The organism is Sphingobacterium sp. CZ-UAM (assembly GCF_002000245.1).
GTDB lineage: Bacteria > Bacteroidota > Bacteroidia > Sphingobacteriales > Sphingobacteriaceae > Sphingobacterium.
In genome coordinates this window covers 34,850-53,447 of record NZ_MTCM01000004.1, presented here as the reverse complement: position 1 = coordinate 53,447, position 18,598 = coordinate 34,850, and the positions used below count along the sequence as shown (strand labels likewise).

The following is an 18,598-nucleotide window of genomic DNA, read 5'->3' as shown; positions in this document are numbered from 1 at the left end:
TACGATAGGTATCCACCGAGTGATAAAAGGTGTATTTATGCGTATTAAATAATTATTAGACTATGAATAAGGCAACATTACAGGAAATTGAAACGCGATTTGACCAGGATGTCGAACGGTTCTCCAATTTAGAAACAGGTCAAGCGACGACACTGGATGCGGTGTGGAATATGGAGCTCATAACGGATGCAATTTCATCGCTCTATCCGAATCTGGCGAATGTGTTGGATATCGGCTGTGGCGCTGGTAACTACGATGTGAAATTGCTTCAGAAGGTTAGAACCAATCCGGATGTTACTTTGGTCGATTTGAGCCTACCCATGTTAGAACGGGCTAAAACACGAGTCGGCGTGCTTACGAATGGGGCGATCAATTTGATTAAAGGTGATTTTAGAGAGGTCGATCTACCCGAAGAGAAATTTGATGTTATCATAGCGACGGCGGTTTTACATCATTTGAGAGACGATCAGGATTGGGAGAGCGCATTTCGTAAACTTTTTAAACTTCTCAAAAAAGGAGGCAGTGTATGGATTTTTGATCTGATCGAACAGAATAGTACCGCTCTCCAACACCTAATCTATCGTGAAAAATATGGCGCTTATTTAATCAGCTTGAAAGACCAGGCATATCGCGACCATGTTTTTGCCTACATCGAGCACGAGGACACACCACGGCCGCTGATCTATCAGCTTGAATTATTGTCAAAGGTCGGATTTAAAGATATAGATGTGTTACACAAGAATTTATGTTTCGCTTCTTTTGTCGCATTTAAATAGTATTCTCATGTGATAAAAACCATAAAATAAATAAGGCGATACGGGGAGTATCGCCATAAAATCACACTAACTATTAAAAAACCTATAGGACTAGGAATTTACAAATTCAATAAACCAATGTCTGTTTGATATCGCTTCCCCTTCACTTATCCCGTCTGGTCGAGATATCAAAAAAATAATAAAATGTAATTATTAAGGTCAATACTTCAAAAAAACAAAGTATTTCCATTGGTTTACGTAAAGATATATGTTTATTTTTTAAATACAAATAAAATTGACGAAAATTAAAAATTTATTATCATTTTACTGTTTTTAAAAACTCTGTCCACGCTACCTGATCAGTTTTAAACGTTAGGTCTGCTATTGTAAGTTCGTGTACCGGAACCCAACGGAAAGACTGCCGTTTATTATCTTCAACTTTCTCGTTCGGATCAAAGTCAAACGCTTTGGTCGTCGTTCTGATCTGAATGGTTGATGTATTTCTAACCTGGTAGTAAATTGATATGATCTGGCTGTCGTTGAAGCTAGATTTCTCATAAAAATCAGTTGTATAAATATGCTTAACAACAGCAATGTCAAATGCACATTCTTCTTGATATTCTCTGATTAAGGCCTCCAATAGACCTTCGCCATACTCTAGCCCTCCACCGGGGAATTTGGTAAATGAAACATTTTCCGTTCTTTCATCACTGATCAATACTTCCTGCTTTTCATTGATCAGTATCCCGTATACTCTTACGTTAAATGGAAACATTCTTTATTCTCTATTTATTATAATCAATTTTTTCTTCTACAATGGCATAAAACCATTTTCAACAGCAAACTCATCTAAACCTATATAGGAATAATGTCTTGGCAGAAACCAGCCAATTGCTTCCATGATATTCGTGAATTCTTTCTCCGTTCTAAATTGATTGGCGACGATATTAAATACCAGATCCTGAGATGCTTTTTCTTCGTCTTTATAATTACGTGCGATAAGCATAATTTTAGCATTCTTGACGCCATAATAATCCAAAAACTCACGAAGTTGTGCGCGCACCTGCTGGGGTAGGATTGTTTCCGATGGTTGACCAACTAAGATTTCTTCATCTTTACCAATTGTAGTTTGCTCGGTTTTTGGTGAAAAAATACTCTGGTCCGTGTAAAACTCTTCATTCAGAAAATAATTGACCAAATCGCCGTAGGTGAATATCCAATCTGGATTTTCATTTTGCGGATTAATAGCGATACCAAAACCTTTGGGTAGTACAAAATCCTTTAAACGGTTTTTGATAACAAAGGCCTGGAAATTTTGATCTTTGGGCACGCTTTCCAGTTGGAAATAAGGAAATCCGTCCGGGCCGATGACTACTTCGGTTTCGGCGAGTTTCAATGTACACTCAGCGATATTATTTAAGAAGGTATCGCGCCATGATTCATCCCGTTCTGCAAAAGGAACCTCCATCAGATTGTTAACGATAATGGTTTTTTCTAGGTCTCCTAACCGATTGTCGTTCGCATTGTTACTATCGTCAAATAAATGTATTGTACTCATCTTGGACTGTGATTTTGTTAATTGCAGGTAAAAGTAAAAGAATAATTATAATTTAACGACGTTTTCTTGATTTTGATTGCCCTTTTCGGCTATTGTTCTGACTGCTGGATAGCATTTTTTCCCAACTCAGTAAAAAGGGGTGTTGATCGTCTATTGGTACTTGTTTATGGAGTGATAACTGTAGCTTGATCCATTTTTGGTTATCTTCGGCGTCACAGAATGTGATAGCTGTACCGTCCGCCTGAGAACGACCCGTTCTACCAATGCGGTGTGTATATAACTCAGGCGAGTCAGGTACTTCATAGTTTATAATCGCTTCCAGGTCAGGAAAATCTACGCCTCTCGCCAGTAAATCCGTTGTAATCAATACCCTGTTTTCTTGACTTCTAAATTTGTTGATAATATCTTCACGTTGGGCCTGGGACTTATCGCCGTATAGCGCGAGAGCTGAAATGTTATTTCGACGAAGATCTGCTTCAATCCGTTCAACGGCATGTACTGTCCGTGTGAAAATAAGGACTTGTGATTTAATCCTATTTTCAAGTAGGTAACGGACTAAATTTTTCTTGTCATTTTTATCGACGTACAATACGTACTCGGTGATTTTTCCTTTTTTTAATTGATTGTCTATGGTTATTTCTATTGGGTGTTTCAGTCTTTTGTGAATGATTTTGTCCATTTCCACTGTGCGTGTTGCGGATACGAAAATAGACTGTCTCTCAGTTGGTAGCGCCTGTATGATTTTATTGATTTCGATTGTAAAGCCCAGATCAAGCAATTGATCAAACTCATCAATGACTAAAGTATCTATGGTTTTCAGATTAACAAGCTGTTGTTCCAGAAAGTCGAGTAGTCTACCAGGGGTTGCTAGGATGAATTGCGCTTTAGGATAGGTCGCGAGTTGACTCTCGTAAGTTCCGCCCCCATAAAAGCAGGCGATATCGAGACCTGTGCCCTCGATCAGTTTAGCAAGCCTGTCCTTTGTTTGGATACAGAGTTCGCGTGTTGGAAGCAGAATAAGTACAGCGGCATGTTCTCTCTGCTCTTTTTCCAATAGACGTTGTATGAGCGGGATAGCGAAAGCTTCGGTTTTTCCAGTCCCTGTGGGGGCGATAGCCAGACAATCTTTGCCTGCTAATACGGTAGGAATCACCTGCTCCTGGATAGCTGTTAATACCGAAAGCTCTTGTTTTTCCATGTTGGAAAAAAGAAGCTTATTGAGTTGAAGTGCTGAAAAATTCACAGTAAAAAAATAAAATTAAAAAGAAGATCTATCGCAATCTTGTGTTTGCTATCTGATGAGAGAAGGAAAGTATAAATTTCTGATCCCTATCGCTAGACTTTAATCCATATGTATAATAATTAAAAATCTACAAAAATTAGGAATTTTTCTCAAAAAGTACTAATTTGAGAAATTAGAATATTCTATTTCAAATACGAACCATTGATTGTCAATTTATTTGACAAACACCAATTATATAGAATAATATTTTTGTTAAATTTGTTGAAACAAAAAAGAATATGTTTGATACTGCATTTGACCAAAACAATGAATCTATTTCCACTTTGAGCTTTGACGAGTTCAAAAAGATTATTGTGAATGATTATCGAACTGCCTTGGAAAGTCGTTACGTAAGTTTATTGGGACGTAAGGAAGTGCTTACAGGTAAGGCGAAGTTTGGTATTTTTGGCGATGGAAAAGAGTTGGCACAAATTGCGATGGCTAAAGTCTTCAGGAATGGCGATTGGCGGTCGGGATATTACCGTGACCAGACATTTATATTTGCTTCGGGGATCAGTGATGTCTACCGTTTTTTTTCTCAATTGTACGCACACCCAGATGTTGAAGCGGATCCTTCTTCTGCTGGTCGGCAAATGAACTGTCATTTTTCTACACGTGTATTGGATGATCGGGGGAATTGGCTTGATCAAACGGTTCAAAAGAATTCCTTTTCAGATATTTCTACTACAGGTGGACAGATGGCCAGGGTTTTGGGGCTCGGATTAGCATCTAAATTATATAAACAAAATAGGAATTTGGATTATCTGTCCTATTTCTCAAACAGGGGCAATGAAGTTACCTTCTGTACCATAGGGAATGCTGCAACCTCAGAAGGAGTGTTTTTTGAGGTTATCAATGCGGCCGGGGTACATCAGATTCCTGCGGTTATTTCTATTTGGGATGACGGTTACGGGATTTCAGTGTCGAATGAAATACAGACCACAAAAGGCGATATTTCTGAAATTCTGAAAGGCTTTCAGAAAGAGGAACTGACAAACGGAATCGAAATTTTTAAAGTCAGAGGCTGGGATTACGCGGGCTTGTGTGAGACATACGAACAAGCTGCTAACATTGCAAGAGAAAAGCATATTCCATGTCTAATCCATGTGACCGAATTGACACAGCCTCAAGGCCACTCATCTTCAGGGTCTCATGAACGTTATAAATCTCAGGAACGCTTGCAGTGGGAATCGGAGTTTGACTGTATCGCTAAAATGAAGGAATGGTTACAAAGTTCGGGCATTGCTACAGATGAAGAGTTAGATCAGTTGGACCGTGAAGCGAAAGATTTTGTTCGTCAGGAACAAAAGCGAGCTTGGGCTGATTATATCAAAACCCTGACGCTTGAGGCAAAAGAAGCCATAGATTTATTGCTACTTATTCCAAATGAAAAAGCGGACTTTGCAGCTAAAAAACTCCAGTCAATGGTCGAACCTTCATTGAAGGAAGTGTATGGACAAGTCCGGAAGGTATTGCATGAGCTAAAAGGAAAAGACACAGAAGGCCGTCAGGAATTGTTGAATTGGTATAAGATTAAACAGGAGATTAACGAAAAACGATATAATTCAAAATTATTTACGGATGGTGTAGATTCACCGTTCAACGTGCCAACGGTAGCCACAAATTACACAGAAGATGCTAAAATTGTGGATGGAAGGGAAGTGTTGAATCTCTGTTTTGAGGAAAATTTCCGACGTGATGAGCGTTTGTTGGCTTTCGGAGAAGATGTGGGGAAGATAGGGGACGTCAACCAAGGATTTGCGGGCCTACAGGAAAAACTCGGCGCGCATCGTGTGTTTGATACCGGAATCCGGGAGAATTCCATCATAGGTAAGGGGATTGGATTGGCAATTCGTGGGTTAAAACCAATTGCTGAAATTCAATATTTAGATTATTTAATTTATGGAATTACCGTTGCCAGTGACGATTTAGCCAGTTTAAGTTACCGTACTTTTGGAGGGCAAAAAGCACCGGTTATTATCCGTACCCGCGGACATCGTCTGGAGGGGGTATGGCATTCGGGATCCCCGATGTCTGTGATATTGGGCTCATTAAGGGGATTGCATGTCTGCGTACCGCGTAACATGACGCAAGCTGCCGGAATGTATAATACACTTTTCCGTTCAGACGAACCTGCTATTGTTGTCGAATGTCTCAATGGTTATCGTCTCAAAGAACGTTTGCCGGATAATGTCGGTGAATTTACTGTGCCAATTGGCTATGCCGAGTGTATAAAGGAAGGACAGGATATCACGGTAGTTTCCTATGGTTCGACGCTACGTGTTGTTGAAGAAGCTGCAGTGGAACTGGAACGACTGGGGATATTTATTGAAATTATTGATGCGCAGACCTTACTGCCGTTTGACAAAGGTCAGTTATGTGCAGAGTCCTTGAAAAAAACAAATAAGTTACTGGTTGTAGATGAGGATGTGCCTGGGGGAGCTGCTGCGTTTATACTACAGGAAATACTTGAAAATCAAAATGGTTATTATTTACTTGATAGTCAGCCTCGAACCTTAACAGCAAAAGCACACCGTCCGCCCTATGGCTCGGATGGTGATTATTTCTCGAAACCATCTTCAGATGATGTCGTGGAAACTGTGTATGCGATCATGCATGAGGCTAATCCGGAAAAATATCCATCGATGTTTTAATAAATAGCTATTTTTAGATCATAAAAAAAATGCTATTCAAAGCGCCTCTCGATAGGGAGTGTTTTGAATAGCATTTTTTTGGGAATACTTTAGCAAGCCCGGAAACTTATCTGGGCTTGCTTTTTGTTTATTTATTAATGATAATTTTATTTTTGGAGTACTTTTTCAGTTTTGCTATCCGTATTCTAGCTGAATAAACTTGCAGCCCCAATCATAGCTGCCTTTTCTCCCAATATCGCTGTGTGGATGGTGAACCTACTGAATTCTTCACGGTCAGCAATAAAGATAGGAAGTGCTTTAGCGATATTACCGCCAATAATAAAGAGATTAGTCTGATATTTTCCTTCAAAAAAATGCATAAAATCAAAGAGATGTGTTGCGTATTCATCCTTGATTGTCGCAAATGCAGCTGTTTCTCTATGATTATCCAAAATTTCTTTTAAACCAGTGACATCTTTCCCAGTGATCTCTTTGAATCGTTTGACAAACCATCTGGTCACAAGGTATTCTTCAAAAATACTTTCTTGGTAAGGAGTATTCCATAAATCTGCATCGAAGGCTTTCTCTCCTTTATTCCAGACCGCAGAACCTAAACCTGTTCCCAGGGTAATACCTAGTATTCTCGGATTGGACTGAAGATGCTGTACAAATATTTCGCCCTGTAAGAAAGCTGCCGCATCATTGATAAAGTGAATAGCAGTAGGAGGTAAGCCTAGCTCAGCGGATAGAAGGCTTTTGATGTCTTGATCGTACAAGTTGTCGTACTTGCTTTGTCCTAACATTTTAGAGATGCCGTTTTCATAGTCAAAAGGCCCTGGCATTGCAATGCCAATAAACTGAATAGCAGTCGGTGAACTAGCAATACTGTCCCGTACTGTGGAGGCCCAGGTCTGTAAAATCGTTTTAGCATCTCCTTGAGAAAAAACGTGGTTTCTGACCACGTTCTCTAAATGTATATTCCATTGTTTGGTGTCAATGATACAGGCGGAAATATGAGTGCCTCCAATGTCAACACCTACGACATAATTATCTTGCAGCATGTTTGTAACTTTGATGTTTAAGTAGATGATCCGCAATCACAAGTGCCGCCATGGCTTCTACAATAATTACCGCTCTCGAAACAACACAAGGATCATGTCTTCCCTTACCACTTGCGATGGCAGGGTTACCATGGATATCGACTGTTTCCTGATCTCTCATGATGGTGGCAACAGGCTTAAATGCTACTTTAAAAGTAATGTCCATTCCGTTTGATATACCGCCTTGTATTCCCCCAGAGAAATTGGTATGTGTATGCACTTGATTTAAATCATGGTCATCTGCTACAAATATATCATTATGTTCGGAACCTCGCAACTCTGAACCTGCAAAACCTGATCCATATTCAAATCCGTGTACGGCATTGATGCTCATCATCGCTTTGGCGAGGTCAGCATGGAGTTTGTCAAATACAGGTTCCCCAAGTCCAACGGGTACATGTCTTATCACTGCCGAAATGCGTCCACCTACTGTATCACCTGCTTTTCTCACAGTATCTATAAATTCGACCATCTCATTGGCTGTAGCCGGATCAGCGCAGCGCGCGATATTGGATTCGCGTAGTTCAAGCAAGGCTTTAAGATCTTTGGTGTCCAAATTCGGGGCTTCGATCGTGCCTACACCGGAAACATGGGCAAAGATTTCAATGCCAAATTGTTGTAGAAAGCTCTTCGCAACAGCACCTGCAGCAACACGGGCAGCTGTCTCGCGGGCCGATGAACGGCCACCGCCGCGGTAGTCACGGATGCCATATTTCATTTGGTAGGTGAAGTCCGCATGGGAAGGTCTGAAGATATCTTTAATGTGGGTATAGTCCTTCGAACGTTGATCTTCATTTGGTATAACAATGGCAATCGGTGTTCCAGTAGACTTGCCTTCGAATACGCCTGATAATATCTGGGCCGTATCGCTTTCTTTTCGTTGCGTGGTGATCCTGGACTGTCCGGGTTTACGTCTATCTAGTTCAGACTGTATAAACTCTTCGTCTATCGTTATATTTGAGGGGCAACCATCAATAATTACACCGATCGCTTTACCGTGTGATTCGCCAAAAGTGCTGATTCTGAATAAATCGCCAAATGAGTTTCCTGCCATAAAAATTAAATTTCAATAAACTTAGATAAATTTGCCTTTAAATGCAATGAAAACACTACTGTAAAACCTAACTTTATCAAGTTGATTATTTTCAATCATGACTGCGTTTGCCTGCGGGTAGTATTTCTCTTGTTGCCATTAAAGCTATTAATAGCGCGTATATAGGTTATAAAACCTGGGAGTATAAAACTATATTCTCCCAGGTTTTTAAATATTAGTCAATGCTAAAAGATTGGGCCTGCAGATGTTTCCAGAAATCAGGATATGATTTTTCTACAACCATTGGCTCCGCTATCTTGATCTGGTCAAAAACCAATGCCAGGGGTGCAAATGCCATTGCCATACGGTGATCCTCATAGGTGTTAAAGGTCACATCTTCCGGCCGGAATACCCCTGCTGTTTTAAGATGATAGATTTCGTTATCTTCGATCAGTTCAGCGCCAAATTTAGCTATTTCAGTCTGGAGAGCTGCGATTCGGTCCGTTTCTTTGATTTTTAATGTCTCAAGACCTGTAAAAGAAACGTCACGACCTAAAGCTGCAGCGACGACGACGACAGTCTGTGCGAGATCGGGGCATTCTTTGAAATCAAATAACGTTTTTTCCGAATCTATTACTGTTTTATGAAGATGCAAGCCATCGGCTTCAAAACTGGATTGCACGCCAAAATGGGTCATGATATCGACAATTGCAATATCTCCTTGCAGACTGTCTTTTTTAAGCCCAGGCAAGACGATAGATGCTCCGTCTTCTGCCAGCGCTACAATAGCGTACCAGTAAGAAGCTGCACTCCAATCTGGCTCCACATAAATTGTGCTTTTTGAAAAAGTCTGCGGGGCAATATGTATTTCATTCGCTGTCCACTCATGCTGTATGCCGACGCTTTTTAGCATATCGAGGGTCATGGATACATAGGGTCTGGAAGTCAGTTCACCCTCGATTTCCAATGTAAGCCCTTTTTTCAATGCGGGAGCAATTAATAGCAGCGCAGAGATATATTGGCTACTGATATTTCCTTTTATCCGGACACGGTCCTTTCCTTGAAATATGCCGCCTTCTATTTTTAGGGGCGGATAGCCTGCTTTTTTTTCATAATGAATGTCGGCTCCGATTTCCTTCATGGCATCAACTAATATACCGATTGGCCGTTGTTGCATGCGTTCGGTCCCCGTAAGGATAAAGTTTCCTTGAACAAGGTTGAGGTAGGCCGTTAAAAAGCGCATTGCTGTACCCGCAGGGCCGATGTCAATCGTGTTGTAGCCAGGTTGAGGATCTGATGCGATCTGTAAGACACGGTTTAACGTAACGGTATCAGCGGCTTCAGAAAGATTAGCGATATCAACCTGCCCCTTGCTCAACGAGCGGATAATAAGAGCACGGTTGCTCTCGGATTTTGATCCTGTCAGTTGAACCGTGCCTTTTATTTTTTTTGATGGGTGCGTCAGCTTGATGACTTGTTGATTCATTATGCTTCTGCTGTTGGTTGTTCCTGTGAATTCATTACCGCATTTTGTTTACGGATAGATTCGTTGTGAATTAATTCTAGGAATTTTGTTGCAAATTCGCTGCCCAAAGAAAGCGCCTCAGCAAGTTTTGTGCGTTTTTGAACAATCTCATCCCAGCGGTTTACCTGTAGGATGGTTACATTGTTGTCGCGTTTGTATTCACCGATTTTCTCTGCAATTTTCATACGCTCACCGATTTTTTGGATAATTAAATCGTCCAATTTGTCAATGTTGCTACGCAATTCGGCTAATTTATCCTCAAATGAAGGGTTGTCAGAATCAGCTTTACGTAATGTTAAATGATTGATCAACTCTGCTAGGGCTACTGGCGTAACTTGTTGTTTGGCATCAGTCCATGCAACAGAAGGATCAATATGTGATTCGATGATCAAACCTTGCATATCCATATCCATAGCTTTTTGGGCGATGTACGGTAATAATTCGCGGTTACCACAGATGTGGCTAGGGTCATTGATGATCGGCAAATTAGGACAAGCAGTTTTTAACTGGATAGCTAAATCCCACATCGGCTCATTGCGGAATGCTGTTTTCTCGTAAGAAGAGAATCCACGGTGGATAGCACCTAATTTTTTGATGCCAGCACGGTTGATACGCTCCAAAGCACCGATCCACAACGACAAATCTGGGTTAACAGGGTTTTTTACGAAAACTGGTACATCTACTCCCTGTAGTGCATCAGCGATTTCTTGTACCGTGAATGGGTTTGCAGTGGAACGTGCACCTACCCAAAGTACATCAACACCAGCTGCCAAAGCTTCTTCGACGTGTTTTGCTGTCGCAACCTCTGTAGCTGTCAATAAACCTGTCTCTTCTTTCGCTCTCTTCAACCACTCCAAACCAATGGAACCGATACCTTCAAATTCACCTGGACGAGTACGTGGTTTCCAGATTCCTGCACGTAAAATATTTACTTTTCCAGTGTTTGCCAATAGATGAGCTGTAGATACAAGTTGTTCTTCTGTTTCTGCACTACAAGGGCCTGCGATAATTAAAGGTTTGTCTCCAGTATCCAACCATGATTTCAAAGGAGTGATTTCTAATGTATTTTTCATCGGAATAATTTTTTAAAGGTATTTGAGTCTGCTAAGCCGTTATGCTTGTTTTGTAAGTCTTTATAGCTCCAACAGATTCAGGATAAGTTGATTTTTTTAATTATTAAATTGTTGATTATAGTTTCTCGTTTTTGATGTATTCGCCCATAATATTGAAATTGATGCTATGTTTGAGTACTTTTCGGATCGCAGCCTCATAGTCTGATTGTTTTTTCCATTCAACATCAACGAAAAAGTCATATTCGTTGCGTTTTCCGATAACAGGCATAGACTGAATCTTGCTCAAGTTGATATTTTGCTCAGCAAAACACTGTAAAATTGTCGCTAAGGAACCAACTGTATTTCCCGTTTGAAACGATAAAGATGCTTTATTCGCATTTTTGTGTTCAACCACCTCATTGGATAGAACCAGGAAACGTGTTGCATTCTTTTTATTGGTTTCGATTCTTTTCTCTAGAATCTCAAGCCCATAAATTTCGGCGGCTAAAGTACCTGCAATAGCAGCTGTATCAGTCAATTTCCGTTCAGCAATCATCTTTGCTGTGGCTGCTGTGTCTGACCCTTCGGTAATACGTACACCTTCCAGTTCTGAAAGAAATTCCTCGCATTGGCGGATGGCGATCGGATGTGATTCGATGTGTTTGATGTCTTTCAGTTTAACACCAGGTAATACCATCAGATTCTGCTGAATGTTGAGATAGACTTCGCCTGTGATATGGAATTTGTAGTCCCGAAGCAGATTATAGTTTGGTAGCAGACTACCTGCAATCGAATTTTCGATCGCCATAACAATGTAATCTACTTTTCTTTGTTTTAGCAATTCACAGGTTTTTTTGAATGAATCACATTCAACAATTTCGACCTCACGCCCAAAATATTTAAATGCTGCTTCCTCGTGAAATGAAGCTTTTGCTCCTTGTATCGCAATTTTTAAACTCATTTTCTTGTTGCTATTTTGCCCTTAAACAAGAAAGAGTCCCGATCATCTAAACCGGGACTCTTTCTTGTTATATTTTAATGTATACACAATCTAATCCCGGCTCTTATTTTTAAAATAAAAGAAGTTAAAATAGAAATATGTATATGATCTGTTCATCCTTGTGTTGTTTGACATTTCAAATGTACGAATGTTTTTGAAATATCAAAGAAAAAATAATTTTTTTTCATGAAAAATCTATTGCTAATAGGTGTGATTTTGGTGTGTTTTTGATGTTTTTTTATTGATTTTTTTATGATAAAAATAAGTGTTTTTTTACAGCTTTTGTTAGAGATTTTATTTTTGTAATATTCTTTTTTATAGAGTTTTATGGTTTTTATTATCTTTTATGAATCTATTTTTTAATGATTTTTTAACATAAAAAACATATTTAAAATGGCTGCTTTTTTAGGTGTTTTTTTTTGTTGAAAATAGTGATTTTTTTTGTTGAAATATGCTGTGTTTTATACACTGTTTGCTGAAAAAGTATTTTATTACCTTTGCGCAAATTTGATTTTTATGCTAAAGCGATTTAATTTTTTGGTGAGTACCATTATCATCTGTTTCTTGTTTTTAGGTTTTTCTTATAAAGGGGAGGAACGGTATGTAAAAGTACGGCGGGTGATAGATGGAGACACCTTTGTGATTGAAAATGGTAGTAAAAAAGGCGAGCGGGTACGCTTGATTGGGATTGATGCTCCCGAAACAAGGAGAACGGCACGAAAGGAAGTTGGTTACTATGGCCTGGAGGCAAAGGAATACCTACAAGCTATGTTGACTGGAAAAAATGTAAAGCTAGTCTTTGATGTTGGTAAAAAGGATCGTTATGGAAGACTTCTTGCTTATGTGTATCTTAGGGAGAAATTTGTTAACGCGGAGCTGATCGAGCAGGGCTATGCGATGACCTACACCTTGGCCCCAAATGTTCAGTATGCTGATTTTTTTGTAAAATTAGAACGACAGGCCCGTCAGGCAAAGCGTGGCCTTTGGAAGTGATTTGTGGGCTTTGGAACTAATTTAGTAATAATAGAACAATGATTTATGTCCTTATAAGTGTTATCTGTAGTGTCACTGTAGCTGTATTGTTAAAACTGGCAAAACAGCATGGAGTAGAAACAAAACAAGTGATTGTCTGGAATTATCCTATGGCGGTTGCTTTGACCTACTTTATATTACGGCCCGAAATAAAAGAAATAAGCTGGGATGCCTTACCATTCCCGCTGTATGTGGCACTGGCCGTACTATTACCGGGGATGTTTGTATTTATTGCATTATCTATCCGTTATAGCGGTTTGGTAAAAACAGAGGTGGCTCAGCGACTGTCTTTATTTATTCCCTTACTGGCAGCGTTTTTTTTATTCCACGAAAAGCTACAGGGAAATAAACTATTGGGAATAGGGGTAGGTCTATTGGCGATAATATGTTCCATCGGTTGGCGAAAATCTCTCCCTACAGTAACCCTGTCAAATACAGGCTATAAAAATAGTGTCTACCCATTGCTTGTTTTTATTGGTATGGGGATTATTGATATCCTTTTTAAACAGGTGGCATTGCATGTGACGATACCTTATGTCAGTTCGATGTTTATTATCTTTGTTATGGCCATGCTGATTGCATTTGCTTTACTAGGCTATTTTATCTTTGTTGAAAAGCAGAACTTTTCAGGTAAAGCTGCCGTCTATGGCCTGATTTTAGGCGCTTTCAATTTTTGTAATATATTATTTTATATGAAAGCTCATCGGGCATTACCCGAGAACCCTTCCGTCGTATTTACTGGAATGAATATTGGTGTTATCTCGTTGGGCGCTTTGGTGGGTGTATTATTTTTTAAAGAAAGACTCTCATGGTTGAATTACCTGGGGATAGTCCTTTCTATTGTTTCAGTTTTAATTATCGCATATCAGTGAGTTTATTTGAAGATACTTATCGAACGATCGATGCAAACTATGAGGGAATTTTTAGAGATAAAGGGAGCAAATTTATTGCCTATGCATTTCCTTTTAAATCTGAGGAGAAATTAAAAGATGTTCTACAGGAGGTGAAATCTCTGCATCCGAAAGCAAGACACCACTGCTGGGCTTATCGGCTGACTCCGGATCGAAATGTATTTCGGATAAACGATGATGGTGAACCCTCTGGCACCGCGGGGCGTCCTATTTTAAATGCTTTGCTTTCGGCAGACATTACCAATATAATCGTCGTTGTTGTCCGTTATTTCGGCGGGACCTTGCTGGGTGTACCGGGCTTGATTAATGCTTATAAATCGGCTACACAGGATGCATTGGACCAAGCTCAGATCATCGAACGTACAGTTAACGATAGCTATGGGTTGACTTTTGATTATCTAAATATGAATGATGTTATGCGTATTATTAAGGAAGAAGGACTGGAAATCGAAAAGCAGGAATTTGATAATAATTGTTATCTGGAATTTGAGGTGCGTAAAATGCAGGTGAACCGTGTCGTAGAGCGTTTTTCGAAAATTGAAGGTTGTCAATTGAATTATTTAAGAACGATATGATAAACAATTCAGAACTCATTTTAAATTCAGATGGAAGTATTTACCATTTGAATTTATTGCCCGAAGATTTAGCCAATACTATCATTACGGTAGGAGATCCAGACCGTGTCGCCAAGGTTTCGAAATATTTTGACCGTATCGAACTCAAAAAAGGGAAGCGTGAGTTTATCACTCATACGGGATATATTGGTACTAAGCGGTTGAGTGTGATCTCTACAGGTATAGGTACAGATAATATTGATATTGTATTGAATGAGCTGGATGCATTGGTGAATATCGATTTTCAGCATAAGGAAGTAAAAAAGGAGCTGGCCTCTTTGGATATTGTGCGTATCGGTACTTCCGGGGCTGTACAGACAGATGTCGAAATGGGAACTATATTGGCCTCGGAATATGGGGTCGGTTTTGATGCGCTGATGCAGTTCTATCAAAAACCTGACGATGAGATTGAACTGAATATCCAGCAGGCGTTAATTCGTTATTTTCCGCAATTGAGTTTAAGACCCTATGTAGCACAGGCTGGTAAGTGTCTATTAGACCGTATTGCATTTGATCTACCCAAAGGGATGACCTTGACGGCGCCGGGATTCTATGCACCACAAGGGCGTTGTGTGCGGTCAGATAACACGATTCCGGATTTGATTCCCTTAGTAAATTCCTTTCGGTATGACAATTTCCGTTTGACCAATCTGGAAATGGAAACTGCTGGTATCTATGCTCTGGCGAAAATGTTTGGCCACCAGGCCTTATCCATAAATGCCATTTTAGCGAGTAGGGTAGCTGGAGAATTTTCGCCGAATCCTGAAGCGGTGGTAGAAAAAGCTATTCAATTGGTGTTGGAAAGGATCTAGAAAATTTATCCCAGTACCAAATATGCGTTAAACAACTCCTTTTCTATTGGAGTCAAATTTGAGCATAATAAAGAGTAGTATCGTGAAACTCCAGAGTGAAGACCCTCCATAGCTGACAAAAGGCAAGGGAATTCCAATAACGGGAACAATACCTATGGTCATCCCAATATTGATAAATAGGTGAAAAAACAAAATGGAGGCCACGCCATAGGCATATATTCTGGCAAAAGCCGAGCGCTGTCGTTCTGCAATGTGAATGATGCGCAAGAGTAGCGTCAGATAAATAGCGAGTAAAGTTACCGAACCGACAAAGCCCCATTCTTCTCCCACTGTACAGAAAATAAAGTCTGTACTCTGTTCGGGGACAAAGTTATATTTTGTCTGGGTTCCCTGCAGATATCCCTTCCCCCAGAATTGCCCGGATCCAATAGCAATTTTAGACTGGTTTAGATTATATCCCTTATCTTTAAGATCTTGTGTTTTACCCAGAATAATATCAATCCGATCTCGTTGATGCGGTTGCAGCACATGGTCGTAAACCAAGTCTACGCATAATATAAATGCAGAACAGGCCGCAAAAAGGATACTTAGATTAATGATATATTTTCTCTTTTTTCGGAAGCTCCACATAAAAAATCCAATAATAGCCGCTAGGACTAAAATAAGAATCCATGGATTGAATAACAGCGCTAAGACGAAAAGTAAGATACAGAGACCACCGAAGATCAATAGTTCATTGTTTACATAACCCTCACGATAAAAAACAAAAATCAGGGAAAAGAAAGCCAATGCAGAACCAGTGTCAGGCTGCAGCATCACCAGGAATACAGGGAATAGAACAATACCTGCGCCCATGGCCAGAGTCTGCATGGTAGGAGCTTTATTGCTCTGGGCACTAAGAAAGTTGGCCAGCAACAAGCAGGTGGATAGCTTGGCAAACTCAGAAGGCTGTAGCCTGAAAAATCCCAAATCAATCCAGGCCTGATTTCCGCCTACATTTCGCCCGACAACCAAAACAATAACAAGCAGGATCGCTGTTATTCCATAGAATATCGGTGAAGCGGAACTGAAAAATTTGGCATCTATAATCAAAATAGATATGCCTAGTATAATTGCCGAAATCAGATACAAGGACTGTTTTCCATAGTTGGTAGCCAAGGTAAAAAAGCTGGGCATTTCCGGATTAAATACGGCTGCTCGGATATTGAACAGACCGATCAGACAGAGTGAGAGCCAGAGTATGATTGTTAACCAATCTATTTTTCCAAAGAAACTATTTTTTTGATTATTCATATCTTCTTTTTACCTCGCTATGGTGAACAATTGTTTCTTTTGGTTTTACCAATGCCGCCAGTTGTCGTTTGGATTTAGCGGTATCTGTTTTTGATTTGATCGAATCCGCTTTCTTGACCTCTTTAGTTTTGGGATCTATTACTTTCTTTGGTGCAGGGAGAAAGTTCGCTTTATAGATCCGATCCTGAATATATTTTGGGGTTGTAATGGTATCCTTAAGGTATTTCTCGACCATCATACTGGCTATTGGGCCGGCCCATGTACCACCATAACCTGCATTTTCCACAAATACAGCAATGGCAATTTTCGGATTTTCTCTTGGGGCAAAAGCAAAAAATACGGCGTGATTTTCTCCGTGCGGGTTTTGGGCTGTACCTGTCTTTCCACACATTTCAATACTGGGAATACGATTCGCCCAAGCAGTTCCTTCGGGTGTATTCACGGCATCGCTCATTCCCTGAATGACTACAGGGTAATATTTTTCATCTACGCCAGCACTGATCTTTTCTGTAAATTCCTTTTTGGCTATTTTTTGAGCGCCGATCCCTTTGATGAGATGCGGTCTATAGTAAAAACCTTTATTGGCTACAATAGCCATGATATTGGCCATTTGTAGCGGTGTTATTCCCATCTCTCCTTGACCAATGGATAAGGAGATATTGAAACTTGAACGCCATTTGTCATTGCCATATCGTTTTGTATAAAATTCCGAGGTAGGCAATAATCCTGGTTTTTCTCCAGGCAGGTCTATACCCAATTTGTGGCCGATTCCAAACTTTGTGGTTGCATTGCGCCATAGGTCGTAGGCTTTTGGTCCTGAGAGGCCACGTCCATCAATCATTTTGGCATAGGTAAATCCATAATAGGTATTACAGGAAACTGCTACAGAACGCTGTAAAGTGGTAGAACCGTGATAGTGGGTACATCCCATCCAGCCACGTCCGCCACCATAGCTATAACCATGTGGACAGAAAAATACCGTATTTCGGTCAATGACGCCAGCTTGTTGTGCTGTAAGGGCTGAAACAACCTTAAAGACAGATCCCGGGGGGTATGATGCTTGAATAGGACGATTGAAAAGTGGTTTGGTCTCATCGTTCAGCAACTTCATGTAATTATTGCCGACTTGGCGACCTACCATAAGATTGGGGTTATAGCTCGGGCTGCTTACATAGGCTAAAATTTCTCCCGTTGCCGGTTCAATTGCAACAATAGAACCCAGCTTATTTTTCATGAGGTTTTCCCCTAATATTTGAAGATCCTTATCTAAGGAAGAGACCAGTCCCTCTCCAGCAACCGCTAGGGTGTCGTACTTGCCTTCCATAAATATACCCTTTGGACGATTCAGTGCATCCACCATTAAATTATTAACGCCTCTTTTACCACGAATCAGATCTTCGTAGGAGCGTTCGACTCCACTTCTTCCGATATAATCACCGCTTCGATAAAATCCATTGGATCGTTCGATATCTTTGTCGTTTACCTCACTGACATAACCTAAGAATTGGGCCGCGATACTATCGGGATAGCTTCTGATTGTTCGCTTTTGTACATAAAATCCACGAAACTGATATTGATATTCCTGATATTGCGCCCAAGTTCGGACGGATAATTGTTTCTCAAAAATCGATGCCCTATACGGAGAATGTGCCCGGGCTTTAGCCATGCGTTTAATAAAACCTTCTTTGTCAATATCAATTAATTTACAAAACAAAGCCGTGTCAATCTCTTTGACTTCGCGCGGTGTGACCATCAGATCATAAACCGGCTCATTTTGTACCAATACTTTTCCCTTTCGGTCCAAAATAACACCCCTTGCAGGGTAGACAATGACCTTGCGCATGACATTGCTATTGGCTGAATGTATATAGGAATCGTCGATGATCTGTAAATAAAATAAGCGGGCAACCAAAGTCAAAACTATGGCAACAAAAATTCCGGAAACGACGTACTTGCGAGCAAAAAAACTATTCATAGAAATAAATTTCTATCCACCGA

At 40.1% G+C, this 18,598-nt stretch carries 16 protein-coding genes; 6 read left to right on the top strand and 10 right to left on the bottom strand.

Features of this window, described 5'->3' with window-relative positions; all coding sequences use genetic code 11:
* Positions 1-62 precede the first annotated feature (62 nt).
* The gene (locus tag BWD42_RS16095; protein ID WP_077437434.1) at positions 63-776 is read left to right on the top strand and encodes a class I SAM-dependent methyltransferase; all 714 of its coding nucleotides are present in this window, start codon (positions 63-65) and stop codon (positions 774-776) included.
* Positions 777-1,074: 298 nt separating this feature from the next.
* On the opposite strand, the gene BWD42_RS16090 is transcribed toward BWD42_RS16095, so the two are convergent.
* From BWD42_RS16090 to BWD42_RS16080, 3 genes are read right to left on the bottom strand one after another with little or no spacing between them, the layout of a single operon-like run.
* Positions 1,075-1,530 carry an NUDIX domain-containing protein gene (locus BWD42_RS16090; protein ID WP_077437433.1) on the bottom strand — a complete coding sequence of 152 codons (456 nt, stop codon included), beginning with the start codon at positions 1,528-1,530 and terminating at the stop codon, positions 1,075-1,077.
* Between the two features lie 36 nt (positions 1,531-1,566).
* Positions 1,567-2,313 carry a hypothetical protein gene (locus BWD42_RS16085; RefSeq protein WP_077437432.1) on the bottom strand — a complete coding sequence of 249 codons (747 nt, stop codon included), beginning with the start codon at positions 2,311-2,313 and terminating at the stop codon, positions 1,567-1,569.
* A gap of 52 nt (positions 2,314-2,365) precedes the next feature.
* Positions 2,366-3,511 (bottom strand): DEAD/DEAH box helicase, encoded by a 1,146-nt coding sequence (locus BWD42_RS16080; RefSeq protein WP_077437431.1) that lies wholly within the window; start codon positions 3,509-3,511, stop codon positions 2,366-2,368.
* A 323-nt stretch (positions 3,512-3,834) separates the two neighbouring features.
* On the opposite strand from BWD42_RS16080, the gene BWD42_RS16075 reads away from it, so the two are divergent.
* Positions 3,835-6,249, top strand: coding sequence for a thiamine pyrophosphate-dependent enzyme (locus BWD42_RS16075; RefSeq protein WP_077437430.1), 2,415 nt, complete (start codon positions 3,835-3,837; stop codon positions 6,247-6,249).
* A gap of 185 nt (positions 6,250-6,434) precedes the next feature.
* On the opposite strand, the gene BWD42_RS16070 is transcribed toward BWD42_RS16075, so the two are convergent.
* The 5 genes from BWD42_RS16070 to BWD42_RS16050 form a co-directional block, all read right to left on the bottom strand.
* Positions 6,435-7,289 carry an ROK family protein gene (locus BWD42_RS16070; RefSeq protein WP_077437429.1) on the bottom strand — a complete coding sequence of 285 codons (855 nt, stop codon included), beginning with the start codon at positions 7,287-7,289 and terminating at the stop codon, positions 6,435-6,437.
* Positions 7,276-8,382, bottom strand: coding sequence for a chorismate synthase (aroC, locus tag BWD42_RS16065; RefSeq protein WP_077437428.1), 1,107 nt, complete (start codon positions 8,380-8,382; stop codon positions 7,276-7,278). The genes BWD42_RS16070 and aroC overlap by 14 nt, the downstream gene beginning before the upstream one ends.
* Positions 8,383-8,596: 214 nt before the next feature.
* On the bottom strand, positions 8,597-9,847 hold the full coding sequence (gene aroA / locus BWD42_RS16060; RefSeq protein ID WP_077437427.1) for a 3-phosphoshikimate 1-carboxyvinyltransferase: 1,251 nt from the start codon (positions 9,845-9,847) through the stop codon (positions 8,597-8,599).
* Positions 9,847-10,959 (bottom strand): chorismate mutase, encoded by a 1,113-nt coding sequence (locus BWD42_RS16055; RefSeq protein WP_077437426.1) that lies wholly within the window; start codon positions 10,957-10,959, stop codon positions 9,847-9,849. The genes aroA and BWD42_RS16055 overlap by 1 nt, the downstream gene beginning before the upstream one ends.
* Before the next feature lie 115 nt (positions 10,960-11,074).
* Positions 11,075-11,899, bottom strand: coding sequence for a prephenate dehydratase (locus BWD42_RS16050; RefSeq protein WP_077437425.1), 825 nt, complete (start codon positions 11,897-11,899; stop codon positions 11,075-11,077).
* A 555-nt stretch (positions 11,900-12,454) separates the two neighbouring features.
* Here BWD42_RS16050 and BWD42_RS16045 point away from each other — a divergent pair.
* Genes BWD42_RS16045 through BWD42_RS16030 form a run of 4 tightly spaced genes read left to right on the top strand, consistent with a single transcriptional unit; the run spans position 12,455 to position 15,307 of the window.
* Positions 12,455-12,931, top strand: a complete 477-nt coding sequence (locus BWD42_RS16045) for a thermonuclease family protein (protein WP_077437747.1) — start codon at positions 12,455-12,457, stop codon at positions 12,929-12,931.
* A gap of 38 nt (positions 12,932-12,969) precedes the next feature.
* Entirely contained in the window at positions 12,970-13,842 is an 873-nt protein-coding gene (locus tag BWD42_RS16040) for a DMT family transporter (protein ID WP_077437424.1), read from the top strand.
* Positions 13,839-14,456, top strand: a complete 618-nt coding sequence (locus BWD42_RS16035; protein ID WP_077437423.1) for an IMPACT family protein — start codon at positions 13,839-13,841, stop codon at positions 14,454-14,456. The genes BWD42_RS16040 and BWD42_RS16035 overlap by 4 nt, the downstream gene beginning before the upstream one ends.
* Positions 14,453-15,307, top strand: coding sequence for a nucleoside phosphorylase (locus BWD42_RS16030; protein ID WP_077437422.1), 855 nt, complete (start codon positions 14,453-14,455; stop codon positions 15,305-15,307). Before BWD42_RS16035 ends, BWD42_RS16030 begins: the two co-directional genes overlap by 4 nt.
* A gap of 27 nt (positions 15,308-15,334) precedes the next feature.
* Here BWD42_RS16030 and rodA read toward each other — a convergent pair whose 3' ends face one another.
* Complete coding sequence (rodA, locus tag BWD42_RS16025; protein ID WP_077437421.1) at positions 15,335-16,600, bottom strand: rod shape-determining protein RodA; 1,266 nt, start codon at positions 16,598-16,600, stop codon at positions 15,335-15,337.
* Positions 16,593-18,575, bottom strand: coding sequence for a penicillin-binding protein 2 (gene mrdA, locus BWD42_RS16020; protein ID WP_077437420.1), 1,983 nt, complete (start codon positions 18,573-18,575; stop codon positions 16,593-16,595). The genes rodA and mrdA overlap by 8 nt, the downstream gene beginning before the upstream one ends.
* Positions 18,576-18,598 lie beyond the last annotated feature (23 nt).